The organism is Streptomyces sp. NPDC090022, assembly GCF_044748145.1.
Classification (GTDB): domain Bacteria; phylum Actinomycetota; class Actinomycetes; order Streptomycetales; family Streptomycetaceae; genus Streptomyces.
The window spans coordinates 1-16942 of the sequence record NZ_JBIVFN010000018.1; the positions used below are offsets into that span (position 1 = coordinate 1).

9 protein-coding genes are annotated in these 16942 nt (G+C 69.7%); 2 read left to right on the top strand and 7 right to left on the bottom strand.

Annotated elements, in window-relative coordinates:
- The 3 genes from ACIPXB_RS26455 to ACIPXB_RS26465 form a co-directional block, all read right to left on the bottom strand.
- Positions 1-147, bottom strand: a 147-nt coding sequence (locus ACIPXB_RS26455; protein WP_401454001.1) for a helix-turn-helix transcriptional regulator, incomplete at its 3' end; no start/stop codon positions are given.
- 141 nt (positions 148-288) lie between these two features.
- Positions 289-486 carry a hypothetical protein gene (locus ACIPXB_RS26460; RefSeq protein ID WP_401453880.1) on the bottom strand — a complete coding sequence of 66 codons (198 nt, stop codon included), beginning with the start codon at positions 484-486 and terminating at the stop codon, positions 289-291.
- Between the two features lie 44 nt (positions 487-530).
- Entirely contained in the window at positions 531-7742 is a 7212-nt protein-coding gene (locus ACIPXB_RS26465) for a polymorphic toxin-type HINT domain-containing protein (protein WP_401453881.1), read from the bottom strand.
- 443 nt (positions 7743-8185) lie between these two features.
- On the opposite strand from ACIPXB_RS26465, the gene ACIPXB_RS26470 reads away from it, so the two are divergent.
- Complete coding sequence (locus tag ACIPXB_RS26470; protein WP_401453882.1) at positions 8186-13129, top strand: FG-GAP-like repeat-containing protein; 4944 nt, start codon at positions 8186-8188, stop codon at positions 13127-13129.
- Between the two features lie 79 nt (positions 13130-13208).
- Here ACIPXB_RS26470 and ACIPXB_RS26475 read toward each other — a convergent pair whose 3' ends face one another.
- Positions 13209-14972, bottom strand: coding sequence for an acetyl/propionyl/methylcrotonyl-CoA carboxylase subunit alpha (locus ACIPXB_RS26475; RefSeq protein ID WP_401453883.1), 1764 nt, complete (start codon positions 14970-14972; stop codon positions 13209-13211).
- 388 nt (positions 14973-15360) lie between these two features.
- Here ACIPXB_RS26475 and ACIPXB_RS26480 point away from each other — a divergent pair, with 388 nt between their 5' ends.
- A complete protein-coding gene (locus tag ACIPXB_RS26480; RefSeq protein ID WP_401453884.1) occupies positions 15361-15852 on the top strand; it encodes a hypothetical protein in 492 nt (163 codons plus the stop codon).
- Here the strand turns inward: ACIPXB_RS26480 and ACIPXB_RS26485 are convergent.
- The 3 genes from ACIPXB_RS26485 to ACIPXB_RS26495 all read right to left on the bottom strand — a co-directional run bounded on the left by ACIPXB_RS26485 (position 15833) and on the right by ACIPXB_RS26495 (position 16924).
- Positions 15833-16438, bottom strand: coding sequence for a Maf family protein (locus ACIPXB_RS26485; protein ID WP_401453885.1), 606 nt, complete (start codon positions 16436-16438; stop codon positions 15833-15835). The genes ACIPXB_RS26480 and ACIPXB_RS26485 overlap by 20 nt on opposite strands.
- Positions 16439-16479: 41 nt before the next feature.
- Positions 16480-16617: a morphogenic membrane protein MmpB gene (gene mmpB / locus ACIPXB_RS26490; RefSeq protein WP_401453886.1), complete on the bottom strand. Its 138-nt coding sequence runs from the start codon at positions 16615-16617 to the stop codon at positions 16480-16482.
- A gap of 97 nt (positions 16618-16714) precedes the next feature.
- Complete coding sequence (locus tag ACIPXB_RS26495) at positions 16715-16924, bottom strand: acyl-CoA carboxylase epsilon subunit (RefSeq protein WP_401453887.1); 210 nt, start codon at positions 16922-16924, stop codon at positions 16715-16717.
- Positions 16925-16942 lie beyond the last annotated feature (18 nt).

Sequence of the window (16942 nt, forward strand, 5' to 3'; positions counted from 1 at the left end):
ATGAAGGGTCTCCATACGGACTGTTCCGCCCTGTTCCACCTTGCGTACCGTGCCCGGTGACACGCCTGCGGCGTGGGCCAGTTCCTCCTGGCTCATCCCGGCCCGACGTCGGTACTTGCGGACGTTGTCAGCCAGCTCCGTAGTCATCCGCTCACCACCTCCAGCGCCACGGTACGCCGGTAGGGCGTATCAACCGGGGGCTATCCGGCAGATACCCGCCCGGGGCAGTAACTCACACGAAGCCAGAACGGCCCGCCGGGAGTCCGACGGGCCGTCCTGAAGGGCGCGCTAGTAGGTGATTTCCTCTCCTGCCGAATTCCACACCCTGGTCCAGCCGGATGTCACCCCCGGCTCTCCGATGATCAACCGGTCCGGGCGGTGGAGGAACGTGCCGGGCGTCCGACCGTTCCAGTCCGGCCACTCGATGGTGATGCGGTCTCCGGGAGCCAGCACGACTTCATTCGCGGCCGGCTCGAACTGGATCACCAAAGGCTCCGGTCCTTCAGCGACTACATCGAATCTGATCATTGCTACTTCATGTTCTCCAGGTAGAAACCGAGAAGGTCTCGCCGATGCGCTGCGCTGGGGTTCGGTCTACCCACGCCGCGTGCGGCACGGTAGTCGTTCGCCTGGACGATCGCATCGAAGTACTCGTAGAACACCTTGATGTCGTCCCGGGTGAACGTGGAATCGTTCACCTTCTTCAGGTACTTGGGAGTCGCGAACATAAGGCTGTCCGGCCCGTTGTCCCACAGGTTGGCGCCCTCGTGCTCGCCGGTCTTGTGGCGCGGTCCGCGCCCCAGCTCGGTGAGCGTGGTGCCGTGCTTCTCCGCAACGGCGACGGCCGCGTTCCGGGCCTGCTCGGTCAGCTGCGAGACAGTCGGGACCTTCGGGCTCGGGCTGTCTCCCCCTGCGGGGCAGTTGTGGACGAGTGCGCCCTGCTGTCCGGCCACCACGTAGTAGGTGTGGAGGCCCGCGACGGTCAGGTTGAACACCGTCTTCTGCTCGCTCCAGCGCCTGACCTCGACGACCTGAACCCAGGAGCCGGACGAGGTGCGGAGCCAGTCGCCCGCCTTCAGGTCGGTGGCGTCCATCCACTGGTCCAGCGCCGCCGACCAGAACGGGTGGTTCCCGGTGGCCGTGATCTTCTTAGTGGCGTTGCCGGCGAGGCCGTCGGTGTCGATCGTGATCTCAGCCAGATCCTTCTGGCCGCCACTGACGAGGTGCCCGACCACCGGTTGCGCTTCGGTGGCGCCCGCTTCCGCATCCGTGGACACGACTTCGTCGCCGATCTCGACCTCTTCGATCGGCTTCGTCGAGCCGTCGGCCATCAGGACGGCAGTGCCGGGAACGAAGCTGTTCTCGCAAGCGGACGGCTTCGTCGTGTTGCCACCCTTGCGGGGACTGTCAGCCTTCCTCGTCTCGGCGGACTTGGACGACTTGCCGTCACCGTCAGCCTTCCTGGCCTTCTGTGCCGAGGCCTTGCCCTGCCTGGCCGCCGTCGCCTTGGCCTCGTCGGCCCTCTTGGCGGCTGCGGCTGCTGCCTCCTGGGCAGCCTTGCGCGCCGCTGCGGCTTCCTCCTCCAGTTTTCTCGCGCGCTCGGCCGCTTCCTCCATCTGGCGTTTCCACTCGGCCAGGTCCTCGGCGTACTTCGCCATGGCCTGCTCGTAGCGTTGGACGCGCGCCAGGATGTCTCTTGCCAGCGCCAGCTTCTGTGACCAGCTGTTGAAGGCTTCCCACGCCCGGTCCAGGGCCTTCAGGATCCGCTTCGCGCGGCCCGCGAAGGGAAGCGCCGCGTCGAGAGCCAAGCCCGCACAGGCACCCCATGAACCGCTCAGGCAGTCACGGATGTCGTTGTAGCCCGAGACGTCCTTCAGGATGCCGATCGCGACTTCGAGCGCGATGTCCAAGGCGCTCTTGCCCTGGATCATGCGGGCCCAGGCCGCCTCCGCGTCCGTGAAGTCCTTGACCGGCATCACGGGGGGTGCGATCGACAGACCGCTGGGGTCACTGAACGTCACCGGCGAGTTGTTCGCGTAGGCGTACGGGTTCTGCTGCTTGGGTTCGTTGTAGTCGACGATCGGGTCAACCGAGAGGAACCGGCCGGTCGCCGGGTCGTACTCGCGGGCGCCCAGGTGGACGGTACCGATGGACTCGTCGATGTCTCCACCGACGAAGCCCTTCTTGCCCGGCCACACCGACGGGGTCGCGCCACGCACTTCGCCGTACGGCGTGAACTTCCGGCGGGTGACAGCCCCGGTCGAGGCTTCCACCGAGGTGGTCGCCGTGCCGTTCTTGTCGCTCATCAGGTACGACGTGGAGGTCACGCCGTCCTTGACGGTCTTGACCATCACCGGGCCGGCCGGGTGGGCGTAGTAACGCGTGCCCTCCAGCTTGCCCGCAGCGGTCAGCTTCACCTCGGTGCCCGGCAGGTACAGCGTGGTGCCGGTCGCGTCCCGCTTGATCAGGCGGTTGCCGCCGGCGTCGTACACGAAGGACGTGGTGTCCGTGCCCTTGGTGACCTTTTCCAGCTGACCCGACTCGTTCCAGTCCAGGGTCTGGGTGTCGCCCTGAATGGTCCGGGTCCTGGTGTTGCCCGCCGCGTCGTAGGTGTACGACTCGGTGCGCGAACCGCCCGGACCGGTCGTGTCGACCTTCCTCAGCCCGTTGGCTCCGGGCTGGCCGGGGGTGCCGTAGGTGTAAGTGCGGGTGACGTCCTTGGTGAAGTCACCGGTGGGAGAGTGCTGGACCTCCTTGGTGCGGTTGCCCGCCGCGTCGAAGCTGTACGAGCTCCAGTACGGGTTCACCCCGCCGACCTGCGGCTTGGAGCCGGGGCCGGACGCGTTCGGCTGGGCCGCGCAGTCGTCCGTCGCGGTCCAGGCCTCGTTCATCCGGCGCATGTAGTCGTACGCGAAGCACTGCACGTCCGGAACTGCGGTCGCCGACTCCTTGTCGCTGACCTTGAGGATGTTGCCGACGGCGTCGTACTCGTACGACGTGTCGTTGATCGTGACCGGCGACCGCTCCTGGCTGTTGACTGTCCTGGTCAGACGGCGCGTCTGCTCGTCGAAGAAGTTCGTCGTGTAGACCTGGGAGAGGGCCGGGCCCGACTCGGTGCGCAGGACGTCGCCCATGGGCGAGTAGTGGACCTTGCCGACGAAGGTCTTGCCCTGGATGCCCATGACCGTGGGCAGCTCGAAATGGTTGTACTGGATGGTGGTGCGCTCGGCGGGCAGACCGGCCACGGCCGGCTGCATGGTCCAGTTGGTGAGACCGGTGTTCGGCCGGTACCCGCTGCTGAAGGAGTACGTACCCCCAAGGGCACCTTCCGACGACGGGATCGTCACCTTGGTCCCGGTCGGACGGTACTCGGTGTCGTACCCGGTGACCTCCTGGGTGTACGCCTTGCCGTCCACGTAACGCGTCATCGCCACCGGCAGGCCGATGGCACCCGGCAGGGTGTCGTACGTGGTCGACGTCAGCTTCGGACCCGTGACCGAACCCTCGTGCGTGGCGATCACACGGCCGAGTGCGTCGTACTCGGGAGCCACGACCTTGCCACGGGCGTCTGTGACCGACTCGACTCGGTCGCCCTTGCCGTAGACGGTCGTAGCCGTTCCCTTGTCAGGGTCCGACTGCTTGGTCACGCGGCCCCGGATGTCGTACTCGAACGCCCACTTGTCGCCCGCCTGGTTGACGACCGACTCCAGCAATCCGCTCTGGTTGTAGGTGTAGCGCGTGGTGTCGTACGCACCCGTAGGGGAGTCCGACTTGAAGAAGCGGAGCTCCGTCTTGCGGCCCGCGCCGTCCAGGAAGGCCCGGGTCGGGGTCTCGCCCTTCGGCGGGTCGACGGTGATGTTGTCGCCGCCGTACGACGTGGTCGTGCGGGAGGTCTCCTCGCCGAACTTCCGCGAGATCTGCGCGACGGAACGGCCGGAGCCGTCGTACTCGGTCACCGTCGAGGACGGGACCTGGTTGTCCTTCGGGGCGAACTGCGTGCCCGAGGCCTCGCCGGCCGCGTAGTAGCCGCCGTTGGTCTTCCAGAGCCGGCCCAGGCTGTTGTAGAAGGTGTCCGTGATGACGCGGCCGTCGCCCAGGGCCTCCATCTGGGTCTGGCGGATCCGCAGGCTGCTGTCGTAGATGTCGTAGCTGGTGCGGTAGGTGCCGTCGTCCAGCAGGGCCTTGTTGGTGATGACCACCGGCCCGTCGGTGCGGACGTCGTACGTGAAGATGCCGTCCGGCGAATCGCTGTTCGGGTCGCGGTCCGGGGACCAGACCCTCGCAAGGCGCCCGAGGGCGTCGTACTCCATCACCTGGCGGCGGCCGTTGGTGTCCTGCTTGGCCAGGATCGAGCCGCGGCCCTGGTCGGTCTCCGTGGTCTGGGTGTGGCCCGCGTGGTTGGTCGTGACCACCTTGGTGGTGATCTGGCCCGCCGCCGGGGTGTAGTCCAGCTTGGTGACCTTGCCGAACACGTCCGTGGTCGTCTTCGGGCGGCCGTACGCGTCGAACGTCGCGCTGCCGTCCACCTGGTAGGTGGGCGTGCTGCCGTTGTAGCCCGTGAGGGACTCGGTCTGCTTGACGTTGCCGGCCGCGTCGTAGGACATCTTGATGTCCGACGTCACGTCCGCCGGGCGCGCCACCGTGGCGTCACACGCCTTGGCGACCGTCTCCACCCGCTTCTGGCGGGCGATGATCCAGCGCGTCTCGTCCGAGTCGTACTCGTAACGGGTGCAGCTGTCGTCGCCCGGGTCCGCGACGTCGCCCTTGTTCGACACCCACTGCGCGAAGCCGCGGTTGTCGTACTTGGTCTCCATCGCCGTACGGCGCCAGCCGCGGTTGTCGGAGAGCAGGATGCGGGAGCCGACGTTCGTCGTCTGCTGGACGAAGGCCTGCTGCGGCTCGATGTCCTCCTCGGACGTCTCGCCCGGACGGGCACGCGTCGCCGTCGGGCCGTGCAGCCACGGGGTGTACGTCGTCGCCGCCTCGAGGGCCCCGCCCTCGCCGTTGTAGGCCAGGACCTCGCGGGTCTGGCCCGCGAAGAGGCGGTGGTCGTCGAGCTCGATGCCCTCGGAGTCCTTGACCTTGACCGACTTCTTGCCACCGGACGGGCCGGCACGGTCGCCGTCCAGGCCGCGGAAGAACAGGGTCTCCGTCATGGAGCGCTTGTCGGGGGCCTCACCGATGTACGTCCTGACCCGCTCGTAGCCGCGCCACTGCGACCACGTGCGCGTCTTGGGGCGCATCATCTCGGTCTCGTCGTCGTACGCCCACGCAGGCTTGCCGACGAACTCGTACGTGGTGACCCGCGGCGGCGAGTTGCCGTTGCGGTCCTCCTCCCGGACCCAGTCCACGATGTGCTTGTGGAACCAGTCGGTGGAGTAGATCTTGTTCTCGCGCTTGGGGTCGTTCGGGTCCGGGAGTTCGGAGATGACCGGGTAGCAGCGCAGGGTGTTGTTCTCCGGCGAGGCCGGGATCACGCGCGGATCGGCCGCCCGGCACTCGGTGGGCGCGTAGTTCGCGTGGATCGACGAACCGGTCTCGGTGTCGATGACGTTCACGCGGTAGCGCTTGAACGGCGGCTTGCCGTCACCCAGGCCGTCGACGCGGTTGTCGAGCTGCGTGCCGCGGAACTTCACCGGCGGGAGCTCGATCGGCGTGCCGTTCTTGCCGACGTGGCGGATCTCGGACAGCCACAGCGGGTAGTCCGTGCCGTCACCGGTCATCGGGAAGTCCTGGACCAGGTTCCAGGTGTCGACCGGCTTGTGCGCTGAGCCGTTCCAGACGAAGGTGCTGACCTCGGTCAGACGCTTGCGGGAGAAGAAGGTCGGGGTGAACCGGCCCTTGCACTCCTCGCCCGCGGCGCACAGCTGGTCGCCCGGGGTGTCCGGCCACATCTTGGCGATGTTCCAGTCCACCTCCGGCTTCAGCTTCGCCGGGTCGCAGTCGAAGTCCTTGGTCGTCAGGCAGCGCTCGGCGACGGTGAAGTTCACCTGGGCCGGGGCCGGGGCGAACAGGTTGTCGCTGCGCAGACCGTAGGAGACGTGGTCCAGCCAGCCGGACCGGTCGTAGGACCGGGCGGTCGAACCGCCGGCGATCTTGTAGTTCGACCCGTAGTGGTTGACCTCCTTCTGGTACCAGTAGGTCATCGCGTTGCCGCGCGGGTCCACGACGTAGTCGAGGTTCCACCGGTAGGTCTGGTTGCAGACCGCGTCGGCGAACGTCGACTTGTAGCAGGGCTCACCGGGGTGGTTGGCGTAGACCGGGACGTTCCAGGCCGAGTTGGTGAGCGGCTTGCCGTCCGTCCAGCCCGGGACCTTGTTCAGACCGAAGTAGAACTGGATGCCCTGCGGGTTGGTGAACCGCCAGTGCTCACCCTCCTTGTCCCCGTTGTCGGCGCCCTGGAGCAGCTCGACGCGGGAACCGTCGTCCTTGGCCGGACGCCACTTCTTGGTCGTGTCGTCCAGGACGAGCTGGGTGGAGCCGCCGTTGAGGGACATGGTGACCATCGGCGCGCCGTGGCACAGGTCGCCGGTGTCGTCCTTCGGGTTGTTGTACCCGGAGTCCTTGCGCTTGTCCTGGCTGCACGGGACGTAGCCCCGCTCGATGAAGTTCGAGGCCAGGTCCCAGCCGTCGCCGACCCAGGAGGTCTGCTGCTGGGAGGCGTTCGTACGGCCGTCGATCTGCGCGCTGGAGTAGCCCAGCGACAGCGACGGGCTCGGACCGCCCAGGGAGGCGGGGATGTCCAGCGGGTAGGACCACGAGAAGTCACCCGCGGAGCCGCCGGCCTGCCAGGAGCCCGAGGCGCTCAGCGAGGTGGCCTTGTACGTGCCGTTCGCGCCGCTCGCTCCGGGGGAGGCGGCCAGCGTCATCCCGGCCGAGGCGGGGGCGGCGAGACCGGCTGCCGCCGGGGCATTGAGGAACGACTTGCCCACCGGCTTGACGGGCGCGGCCTTGGCCGGCGCGTCGAAGGTGGCGACCAGCTTGCCGGTCTTCGCGTCGTTGCGGGTGCTGACGGGGGTGCTGCCCTGGCACTCGGGGCGCTCCGGGGTGGTCAGCGCACACGTCGGGATCGCCGTGAAGGTCAGCCGGGAACCCCAGCTGCCGCCGTACGCGTTCTTGAAGGCGTTGTAGTCCAGCTCCACCGAGACGGGGGCGGCCGAGGCGCCCGGGTCCGTCCGGTCCACCGAGACGAGGACGCTGTTCGCGAGCCCCGCGCGCTGGGCGACGGCCCGGTCGTGCAGGGCGACGTTCAGCTTGACGTCGGCGGGGGCGGGGGCGGCCTGCGGTGCGGCGTCCGCGGCCGGGGCCGAGCCGTCCGCGGACCGCTTCGCGGCCGCGGGGGCGGCGGCCGGCGGGGCGACCGCGGCGACCGACACCGGGAGGGTGCCGGCCTTGACCGGACGGCCGGCAGCGGAGCCGGCATCCCGGGCGGCGGGCGCGGCGGCCGGGCCGTTAGCCGATTTGAGCTGGGCGGCCGGCGCAGCCGGGGCGTTCGGGAGGCTGACTTCAGCCGATCCCGGCGCGGGCCATGCGATCGCCGGGGCGCCCTTCCACGCCTTCTTCTGCGACTCGGCGGGGCCCGGTGCGGGCTTGCCCTTGACGTTCGAGCCGCTGACCTTGGTCAGCTTCTGCTTGCCGGGCAGCGCGGGCCCGGAGGCCGCTGCCGCGTCGATCGCGGTCAGCCCCGTGGTCATCATGACGACGGCGAGCACCGGTACGGGCCACCGCCAGACACGTCTCAAAGGCGCACGCATGGCGTGCGCCCGGGGTCGTATCAAAATCGAACACTCCCGTTCCTGTTCCGCGGTTCACAGGTTTCCGCGGTAATGGGCAATCCCGCCGAACTTACAGCGCAGGTCGCGGAATCGGGAAAGGAGGGGGCGGCTTCTGAACGGTGGAGCGTCTCTCCATTTGTGCAGGTGAGAGGGGTAACCGGAATAGATGATTCGGAATTATGTATTCCGCGTAAGTGTGTGATAAAGGGGCCTCGGCTGGTGCCGGTCAGGTTCGGGAGGGAAGGGGATTCGGTTCGGTTGTCGGTCCGTCCGGCTGCTACAAATCAATCGAACGGTGGTGATTTTTGTCGCGTGGCTGAAAACCGGCCATCGATGCACTGTTCGACCGATGCTTTTCGGCCGGTCCCCCCCCGGGGGTGCCGCCGGAACCGACACCGAGGACTCAGCCAGTGAGACCCTTCCCGACGCGACCCCGCGTCGCGGGGCCGCCCTCCCGGAGGGCACCCGTATTCATCCTGGCGACCGCGCTGGTCGCCACCCTGGTCGGCGCGATACCCGCCGCCGCGGCGGACCCCGCCGGCTCCGCCGCGAAGTCCGCCGAGCCCGCGTCCACGGCCGCCAAGGCGGACGCGGCGGCCACGGCGTCCGCCGACGCCAAGCGCACCGGCAAGCGCGTTGAGGTCGTCGCGCAGCGCAGCGAGGACGAGGAGGTCTGGGCCAACCCGAACGGGACCTTCACCTCCGAGAAGTCGGTGCTGCCCACCCGCGTGCACCGCGACGGCAAGCTGGTCGCGGTCGACACCGGTCTGCAGAAGCGCAAGGACGGCCGGATCGCCCCCAAGGCGACCCGTACCGACCTCACCTTCTCCGGCGGCGGTGACGCCCCGCTGGTGACGATGCGCAAGAACGGCCGCGACGTCGTCCTGACCTGGCCGCGCCCGCTGCCCACCCCGACCATGGAGGGCGACACCGCCACCTACGCCGAGGTCATCAAGGGCGTGGACCTGCGGGTCACCGCGGACGCCATCGGGTTCTCGCACCAGCTGGTGGTCAAGAACCGGGAGGCTGCGGCCGACCCGGCGCTCTCCTCCGTCACCTTCGGCCTCAAGGGCAACGGCCTCACCGTCCGCAAGGAGGCGAACGGCGAACTGCGCGCCGTCGACCCCGCCGGCCAGACGCTGTTCAGCTCGGCCCAGCCGCAGATGTGGGACTCGGGCGCCACGCAGCAGGCACCCGCCGGTGCCGCCCCCGTGGCCAAGTCCATGACGGCCTCGCGCGCCGCGTCCGCGGACAAGCCGGCCACGCCCGCCCCGTCGGCCCTCTCGGCCGACCCGGTGCCCGCCGTCGACGGCATCGCGCTCGGTACCCGCCAGGCCGACCTCGGCGTGGAGCTGAAGGGCGACAAGCTCACCCTCACCCCGGACCGGAAGCTGCTCACCGCGGCCGACACCGCCTTCCCGGTCGTCATCGACCCGGTGTGGCGCGACGACTGGAAGTCGGCCTGGGCGATCGCCTACAAGCACAACGGCATCGCCGGCTCCGCGGACAAGAGCTACTGGAACGGCGGCACTCTGAGCAAGGAGGCCCGGGTCGGCTGTGCCAGGGACGCGCAGCTCGGCAACTCGGTCGTCTGCGCCAAGACGTTCTTCCAGGTCGGCATGGGGGCTCTGCGCGGCAAGCAGATCCTCGGTGCCACCCTGCGCATCGAGCAGAAGTCCGCGGGCTCCTGGAGCTGCAAGTCCGGTGACATCCAGGTCTGGGACACCAATTCCATCGACACCACCACCACCTGGAACAGGCAGCCCGCCTGGAAGCGGCTGGTGGACTCCTCCGGCCAGTCCTACGGCGGCCGCAACTGCCCGGGCGACGGCAACACCGTCGAGCTGAACGTGACCTCCGCGGTCGCCGACGCCGCCCGCTGGGGCTGGCCCGCCTGGACCCTCGGCCTGAAGTCCGCCAACGACACGGTCGACGTCTCCTGGCGCAAGCTGAACCCGGACAGCGTCCGTATCTCCACCGAGTACAACACCCCGCCGTACCCCATCAACGACCGCTGGTCGGAGCCGTACGTCGCGTGCGAGGGCGGCTACATGGGCACGTCCGACGAGGTCGTGCTGCGCGCCTGGGTCGGCGACGCCGAGAACAACGGCCTCCAGGCCGAGTTCCACTACTGGAAGGCCGACGACTACGGCACGGTGAAGACCCCGAAGGTCCCGGTCGTCAGCGGCAACGCCGCCATGCTGCGGATCCCGGCCTCCGAGCTCACCGGAAGCTCCTACCGGTGGGACGTGCGCGGCGTCGACGACGCCGGCGGCACGGGCCCGTGGGCGGGCCAGTGCGTGTTCAGCATCGACCGCTCCCGTCCCGGCTCGCTGCCCGGCGTGACGTCGGCCCAGTTCCCCTCGGACGACAAGCCCGGGGCGACCCCCGGCCTCGCGCGCACCGAGGGCACCTTCACCTTCGACCCCGGCACGGACACCGACATCACCCGGTACCAGTGGCACACGCTGACCGACCCGACCGTCCGTACCGTGGACGCGACCGGCCCCGGCCGTACCGGGACGATCAAGTACACGCCGTTGGCGGCGGGCCCGCACGGCCTCATCGTCTGGAGCATGGACGCGGCGGGCAACCGGTCCAACGCGAAGGCGTACCGCTACACCGCCAAGCGCCAGCCCACGCGCGACAAGCACGGCGACACCAACGGTGACGGCGCGACCGACATCTGGAGCGTGGACCCGGGCGACGGCCAGCTGTGGACGGTCCCCGGACGCGGCAACGGCGCCTTCGGCGAGCCCCGCAAGGTCGGCAAGCCCGGTAAGGACAACTTCGCCAACGCCACCTCGCTGACCCAGTGGGGCAGCTGGGACGGCGACTTCTACGAGGACCTCCTTGTCCTGCGCCCGGTGCCCGGCAAGCCCGACAGGAAGAACATCTACGTCTACCCGGGCGCCGGCGACAGCGACCTGGCGAGCAGCGACTCGGACCGCCTGGAGCTGCAGGTCTTCGACGACGCGCAGCGCAAGTGGGACCGGGCCGACCAGGTTCTGGCGATCAGCAGCATCGACGACGACGACGCCAACGGCAAGGTCGACGAGAACGACGCCCCCGACCTGCTCGTCAAGGCGGGCACCGAGCTCTGGCTCTACACCGGTACAGCGACCGGCGAGCTCAACGTGAATGGCGGCCCGTACCTGCTCGGCAACGCCGACTGGCAGGACATGACCCTGGCCGCCCCCGGCGACCTCAACGGCGACGGCCTCCCCGAGATCTGGGCCCGCGCCAAGACCACCGGCAAGATCCACCAGTACAACAGCCGCAAGACCACCGACACCGCGGCGCCGCTGGCCATCGACCTTGCCGTCTACGCGGACCCGGCCGTCCGCGCCGGTTCCATCGGCACCGGCTTCACCGGCACCGCCTGGCCGCACCTGACCAGCGTGGGCGACTTCGAGAAGGACGGCTACCCCGATCTGTGGTCCCGTGACACCAGTGGCGTCATCAGCGAGTTCCAGGGTCGCCCGCTGACCAACGGCTCCGTCTTCGGGCCCGCCCGTCAGATCGCCTCCAGCGGCACCCCGTGGACCACCTGCGAGGACGTCCCCTCGGCGGTCTCGGCGACGGCCAAGCACAAGCTGTGCGGACCGATCCTGGCCAAGTTCAAGGCCAAGGGCGGGGTCGCGGGCTTCGGCAAGCCCTCGGGCAACGTCACGGACACCGCCGACGGCGGCCGCTTCGTGCACCTGCGGGGCAACGGCCTCGGCGCCGACAACGCGTCCATCTACTGGCACCCGAGCACCGGTGCCTGGATGGTCATCAACGGCATTCGCGAAAAGTGGATGAGCCTGGGCGCTGAGAAGGGCGTCCTGGGCTACCCGACCTCCGACGAGGACAAGACCTTCGACGAGGTGGGCTGGTTCTCCACGTTCGCCGGTCCGTCCGGCAACGGCGCCATCTACTGGTCGCCCGAGTTCGGCGCCTGGGCGACGTACGGCGGCATCTACGAGAAGTACTTGAAGACCGGCGGGCCGGGCGGCCCGCTCGGCTACCCGACCTCCGACGAGACCGGGCACGCCGACGGTGTGGGCCGCTACAACACCTTCCGCCGCTCCAAGGAGACCTCCGACACCGGATCCATCCACTGGACCCCCCAGACCGGCGCCTGGTCGGTCCGGGGCACGATCCGCAAGAAATGGCTCGAGCTCGGCGCCGAGAAGAGCTGGCTGGGCTACCCGAAGTCCGACGAGTACGGCATCTACGGCGGCCCCCGCGAGGACTTCCAGGGCGGCTACATCCGGCACAACAGCACCACCCACGTGAGCGTCGAGCACCACTTCGGTGACCGGACAGCCGATCAGCGCACCGAGCTCATGGGTGACTTCAACGGTGACGGCCGTGCCGACCTGGCCACGGTGTACGACCACGGCAACGAGACCACCGCACTCTACGTCCAGGCCGCCAAGGCGGACGGTGGGTTCGGGGCACCGGCCCTCGCCTTCAACAGCGGGGCCTGGAACTTCTCCTACGCCAACTCCCAGTGGGTCGCGGGCGACTTCAACGGCGACGGCCGCGACGACCTGGCCGCGCTGTACGGGTACCCCGGTGGCTCCAACGGCATGTTCACCTTCCTGGGCAAGGCCGACGGCACCTTCACGTCCCTTCCGCGCAGCGCCTACACAGGCGCCGGCAACTGGGAGGCGACGAAGGCCAAGCTCACCGCCGGTGACTACAACGGTGACGGCCGCGACGACGTGGCGTTCTTCTACGACCACGGCGGCTCGACCGGTGCCCACACGTTCCTCTCGAACGCGGACGGCACCTTCCAGCACTCATTCCCGAGCTGGCGCTCCGCCCAGGGCGGCTGGTACTGGAACGAGTCCAAGCAGGTGTCCGGCGACGTCAACGGCGACGGCCGCGACGACATCATCGCGATGTACGGCTTCGGCAACGGCACGGTGACCGCGTACACGCTGCTCGGCAAGTCCGACGGCGGGTTCGCCGCCCCGGTCGCCTCCTGGTCCCGTACCCCGGGCAACTGGGACTTCGGGCGGAGCAAGATCACCGCAGGTGACTACAACGCCGACGGCCGCGCCGACCTGGCGGTCATGTTCAACTACGACAACGACCGCGCGGCCCTGTTCACGCTGACCGGCAAGCCGGACGGCGGGCTGAACGAGGACTTCCAGAGCTGGAGCACTCCGGAAGGGGTCTGGAACTCGTCCCTGGCCGGGCTGCCGGTCTCCGGTGACGTCGACAAGGACGGCCGCGACGACATCGCCATCATGTACGACCACGGCGACGGCCGGAGCACGACCAACACCTTCCTGTCCCGGCCCGACGGCGGCTTCCTGCCTCCGAAGCCGAGCTGGGAGGCGGCACCCGGCACCTGGTAGTGCCGGTCGCCACGACTGAATGACACGAAGCCCCCGCCCGGAACCGGGCGGGGGCTTCCTCATGCCGTGCGCTGCGCGATCAGTCCTTGATCTCGCAGATCGTCGCCCCCGACGTCACCGAGCCGCCGACCTGGGCGGTCAGGCCCACGACGGTGCCCGAGCGGTGGGCGTTGAGGGGCTGCTCCATCTTCATGGCCTCCAGGACGACGACCAGGTCGCCCTCGGAGACCTCCTGGCCCTCCTCCACCGCGACCTTGACGATGGTGCCCTGCATCGGCGAGGCGAGGGTGTCGCCGGAGGCGGCCGGGCCGGACTTCTTGGCGACGCGGCGCTTGGGCTTGGCCCCGCCCGCGGCGGCGGTCCGCGCCAGCGTCATGCCCAGCGAGGACGGCAGGGAGACCTCGAGGCGCTTGCCGCCGACCTCGACGACGACCGTCTCGCGGCCCGGCTCGTCCTCGGTCTCCTCGGACGCGGGGGCCACGAACGCCGGGATCTCGTTGACGAACTCGGTCTCGATCCAGCGGGTGTGGACCGTGAACGGGTTGCCGTCGGCGGGGGCGAACGCGGGGTCGGCGACGACCGCGCGGTGGAAGGGGATGGCGGTGGCCATGCCCTCGACGTTGAACTCGGCCAGCGCGCGGGCGGCGCGCTGCAGGGCCTGCTGGCGGGTGGCGCCGGTGACGATCAGCTTGGCCAGCAGCGAGTCCCAGGCGGGGCCGATCACGGAGCCGGACTCCACGCCCGCGTCCAGGCGCACGCCGGGGCCGGTGGGCGGGTTGAAGACGGTGACGGTGCCCGGGGCCGGCAGGAAGCCCCGGCCCGGGTCCTCACCGTTGATGCGGAACTCGAAGGAGTGCCCGCGCAGCTCCGGGTCGCCGTAGCCGAGGGCCTCGCCGTCGGCGATGCGGAACATCTCCCGTACGAGGTCGATGCCGGTGACCTCCTCGGTGACCGGGTGCTCGACCTGGAGGCGGGTGTTGACCTCGAGGAAGGAGATGGTGCCGTCCATGCCGACGAGGAACTCCACCGTGCCGGCGCCGACGTAGCCGGCCTCCTTCAGGATGGCCTTCGAGGCGGCGTACAGCTGCTTGTTCTGCTCGGCGGAGAGGAACGGCGCCGGAGCCTCCTCGACCAGCTTCTGGTGGCGGCGCTGGAGCGAGCAGTCGCGGGTGGAGACGACGACCACGTTGCCGTGGGAGTCGGCCAGGCACTGGGTCTCCACGTGGCGGGGCTTGTCGAGGTAGCGCTCGACGAAGCACTCGCCGCGGCCGAACGCGGCGACGGCCTCGCGGACCGCCGACTCGTACAGCTCCGGGACCTCTTCCAGGGTGCGGGCGACCTTCAGGCCGCGGCCGCCGCCGCCGAAGGCGGCCTTGATCGCGATCGGCAGACCGTGCTCCCGGGCGAACGCGACGACCTCGTCGGCGCCCGAGACCGGGTCCGGGGTGCCGGCGACCAGCGGGGCGCCGGCGCGCTGGGCGATGTGCCGGGCGGCGACCTTGTCACCGAGGTCCCGGATGGCCTGCGGCGGCGGGCCGATCCAGGTCAGGCCCGCGTCGAGGACGGCCTGCGCGAAGTCGGCGTTCTCGGAGAGGAAGCCGTATCCGGGGTGGATGGCGTCGGCGCCGGAATCGGCGGCGGCCTGCAGGACCTTCGCGATGTCGAGGTAGCTGGCTGCCGGGGTGTCACCGCCCAACGCGAAAGCTTCGTCTGCCGCGCGGACGTGCAGAGCGTCCCGGTCCGGATCGGCGTAGACGGCGACGCTCGCGATCCCGGCGTCCCGGCAGGCCCGGGCAACGCGGACAGCGATTTCGCCACGGTTGGCGATGAGCACCTTGCGCACGATGGCTCCCTCCTTGAAACAAGCTGAGTTTAGGGACAGCCGACACGGCCTTTCGACCCGTCTCCAGAGGTGAGCTTGCCCACACAGAGCGTGATTCGAGGCTCGTTCAAGTCTCGAAAACCCTTGTGGCGCCCCAGGTCAGGGGGTTCCCCGACTGCACAGTAACCCCGTCGTGTGGCCAAGGTCTCTGTCTGCCGGAACATCGGGCCGCGCCGAATCTTTGTGGAGTCCCTACGAACGGTCCATCCATTCTTTGCCCTACCGTCCCCGGGCGGCGACCCCAGAACCGCTGCGGAGCCCCGTGTCGCACCCCTTGTCCCCCGGATTACCCGTTAGTAGCCTCCGTGGCGTCACGTCGAACACGCTTGTGTGGAGGGGTGGGGCTGTCGTGCTGCGCAGAATCGTGGCCGGGGTGGCCGCGGCCGTGCTCGTCGCGGAGGCGGCGGTGCTCGTGCTCGTCCACATCGTGCTGGGCGCGACGACCGCGAACCAGTCGATGTCGATCGCGGGCAGCGATCCGGATGTCATGTCCAAGGCAACCTATGTCCTGGGTGCCGGCATGGGCGGCTTCCTGACGCTGTGCGCCGTCCTGCTCGTCGTCGCCGCCGTACGCGACCGCGCGCCCGGCCGCCTCGCCCGCGTCGTCCTGATCGCCGCGGCGGTCACCCACGGCTTCCTGGGGGCCGTGGTGGCCGCCCTGGTCGGCTGGGGCGCGTTCGCCGCCCTGATGGTGATCCTGTGCCTGCTGGTGCTCCTCCTGACGCTCTACCCGAAGCGGGAGCCGGGTCCGGGGCCGGGACCGGAGCCGGGCCCGGGGCAGGCGGCCGGGCCGCCGCCCGGCCCCGTGCCGGGGGTCTCCGTCACGCCCACAAGTCCGTGACCGGCACACCCAGTTCGCCGAGCAGCGAGCGCAGCAGCGGCATCGACAGCCCGATGACGTTGCCCGCGCACCCGTCGATCCCGTCGATGAACGACGCCGACAGACCGTCCAGCGTGAACGCGCCCGCCACGTGCAGCGGCTCGCCGCTCGCCACGTACGCCGCGATCTCCGCGTCCGTCACCTCGCCGAACCGCACCGTCGTGGACGCCGTCGCCGAGACCTGACGCCCGCTCGCGGTGTCGATCACGCAGTGGCCGGTCCGCAGGACGCCGGCCCGCCCGCGCATCGACTTCCAGCGGGCCGTGGCCTCCTCGGCGTCGGCCGGCTTGCCCAGCGCCTCGCCGTCCAGCTCCAGCACCGAGTCGCAGCCGATCACCAGTGCCCCGGCGGCCTCCGGCAGGCCCGCCACCACGCCCGCCTTGGCCTCCGCCAGCGCGAGCGCCAGCTCGGACGGGGTGTCCGCGTTCAGCGCGTCCTCGTCGAAGCCGCTGACGATCACGTGCGGCGACAGCCCGGCCTGCCGCAGCAGGTTCAGCCGGGCGGGGGAGGCGGAGGCGAGGACCAGGGCGCGCGGTTCGGCAGTCATGCCCGTCATCGTAGGGGCCGGATCGGGCGCCGGAACAAGGCCTATCGGATGCCGCCCACGCCCAGGACGTACACCACGACGAGCATCGCGAGCGCGAGCACGACGACCATCCGCCGGAACATGGACTGCGCGTCGCGCATGTCCTTCGGCGGCTCGTTCTTCGGGTCGGACCAGAGCATGCTCCGATCCTGGCCCCGAAGACGCCGGTGGCGCCTGAGTACGGGTACTCAGGCGCCACCCGGACCTCTTCCGGTCCCGAGTGCGTACGGCCGCGCCCTACGCCGGCCAGTACGTACGGCCCCACGCCGCCGGCCCCGGGTGCGGCAGCCGGCGCCGCGCCACCTGGGCCGGATCCGCCCACGCGTCCGCCACCCGGTCCGCGCCCGACGGCGCCGACGCCAGCGCCGCCGCGCGCGCCTGGACCACCGCCAGTGCGGCGGCCAGCTCCTCCGGGGTCGGGTTGCCCTTGACGACCTTGATCACCACAGCGTCCTCCTGACAGGG

Bases quoted from the DNA above. Each gene is read 5' to 3' on its own strand.
- ACIPXB_RS26485 (WP_401453885.1), bottom strand. From the start codon at position 16,438: ATGACTGCCGAACCGCGCGCCCTGGTCCTCGCCTCCGCCTCCCCCGCC.
- mmpB (WP_401453886.1), bottom strand. From the start codon at position 16,617: ATGCTCTGGTCCGACCCGAAGAACGAGCCGCCGAAGGACATGCGCGAC.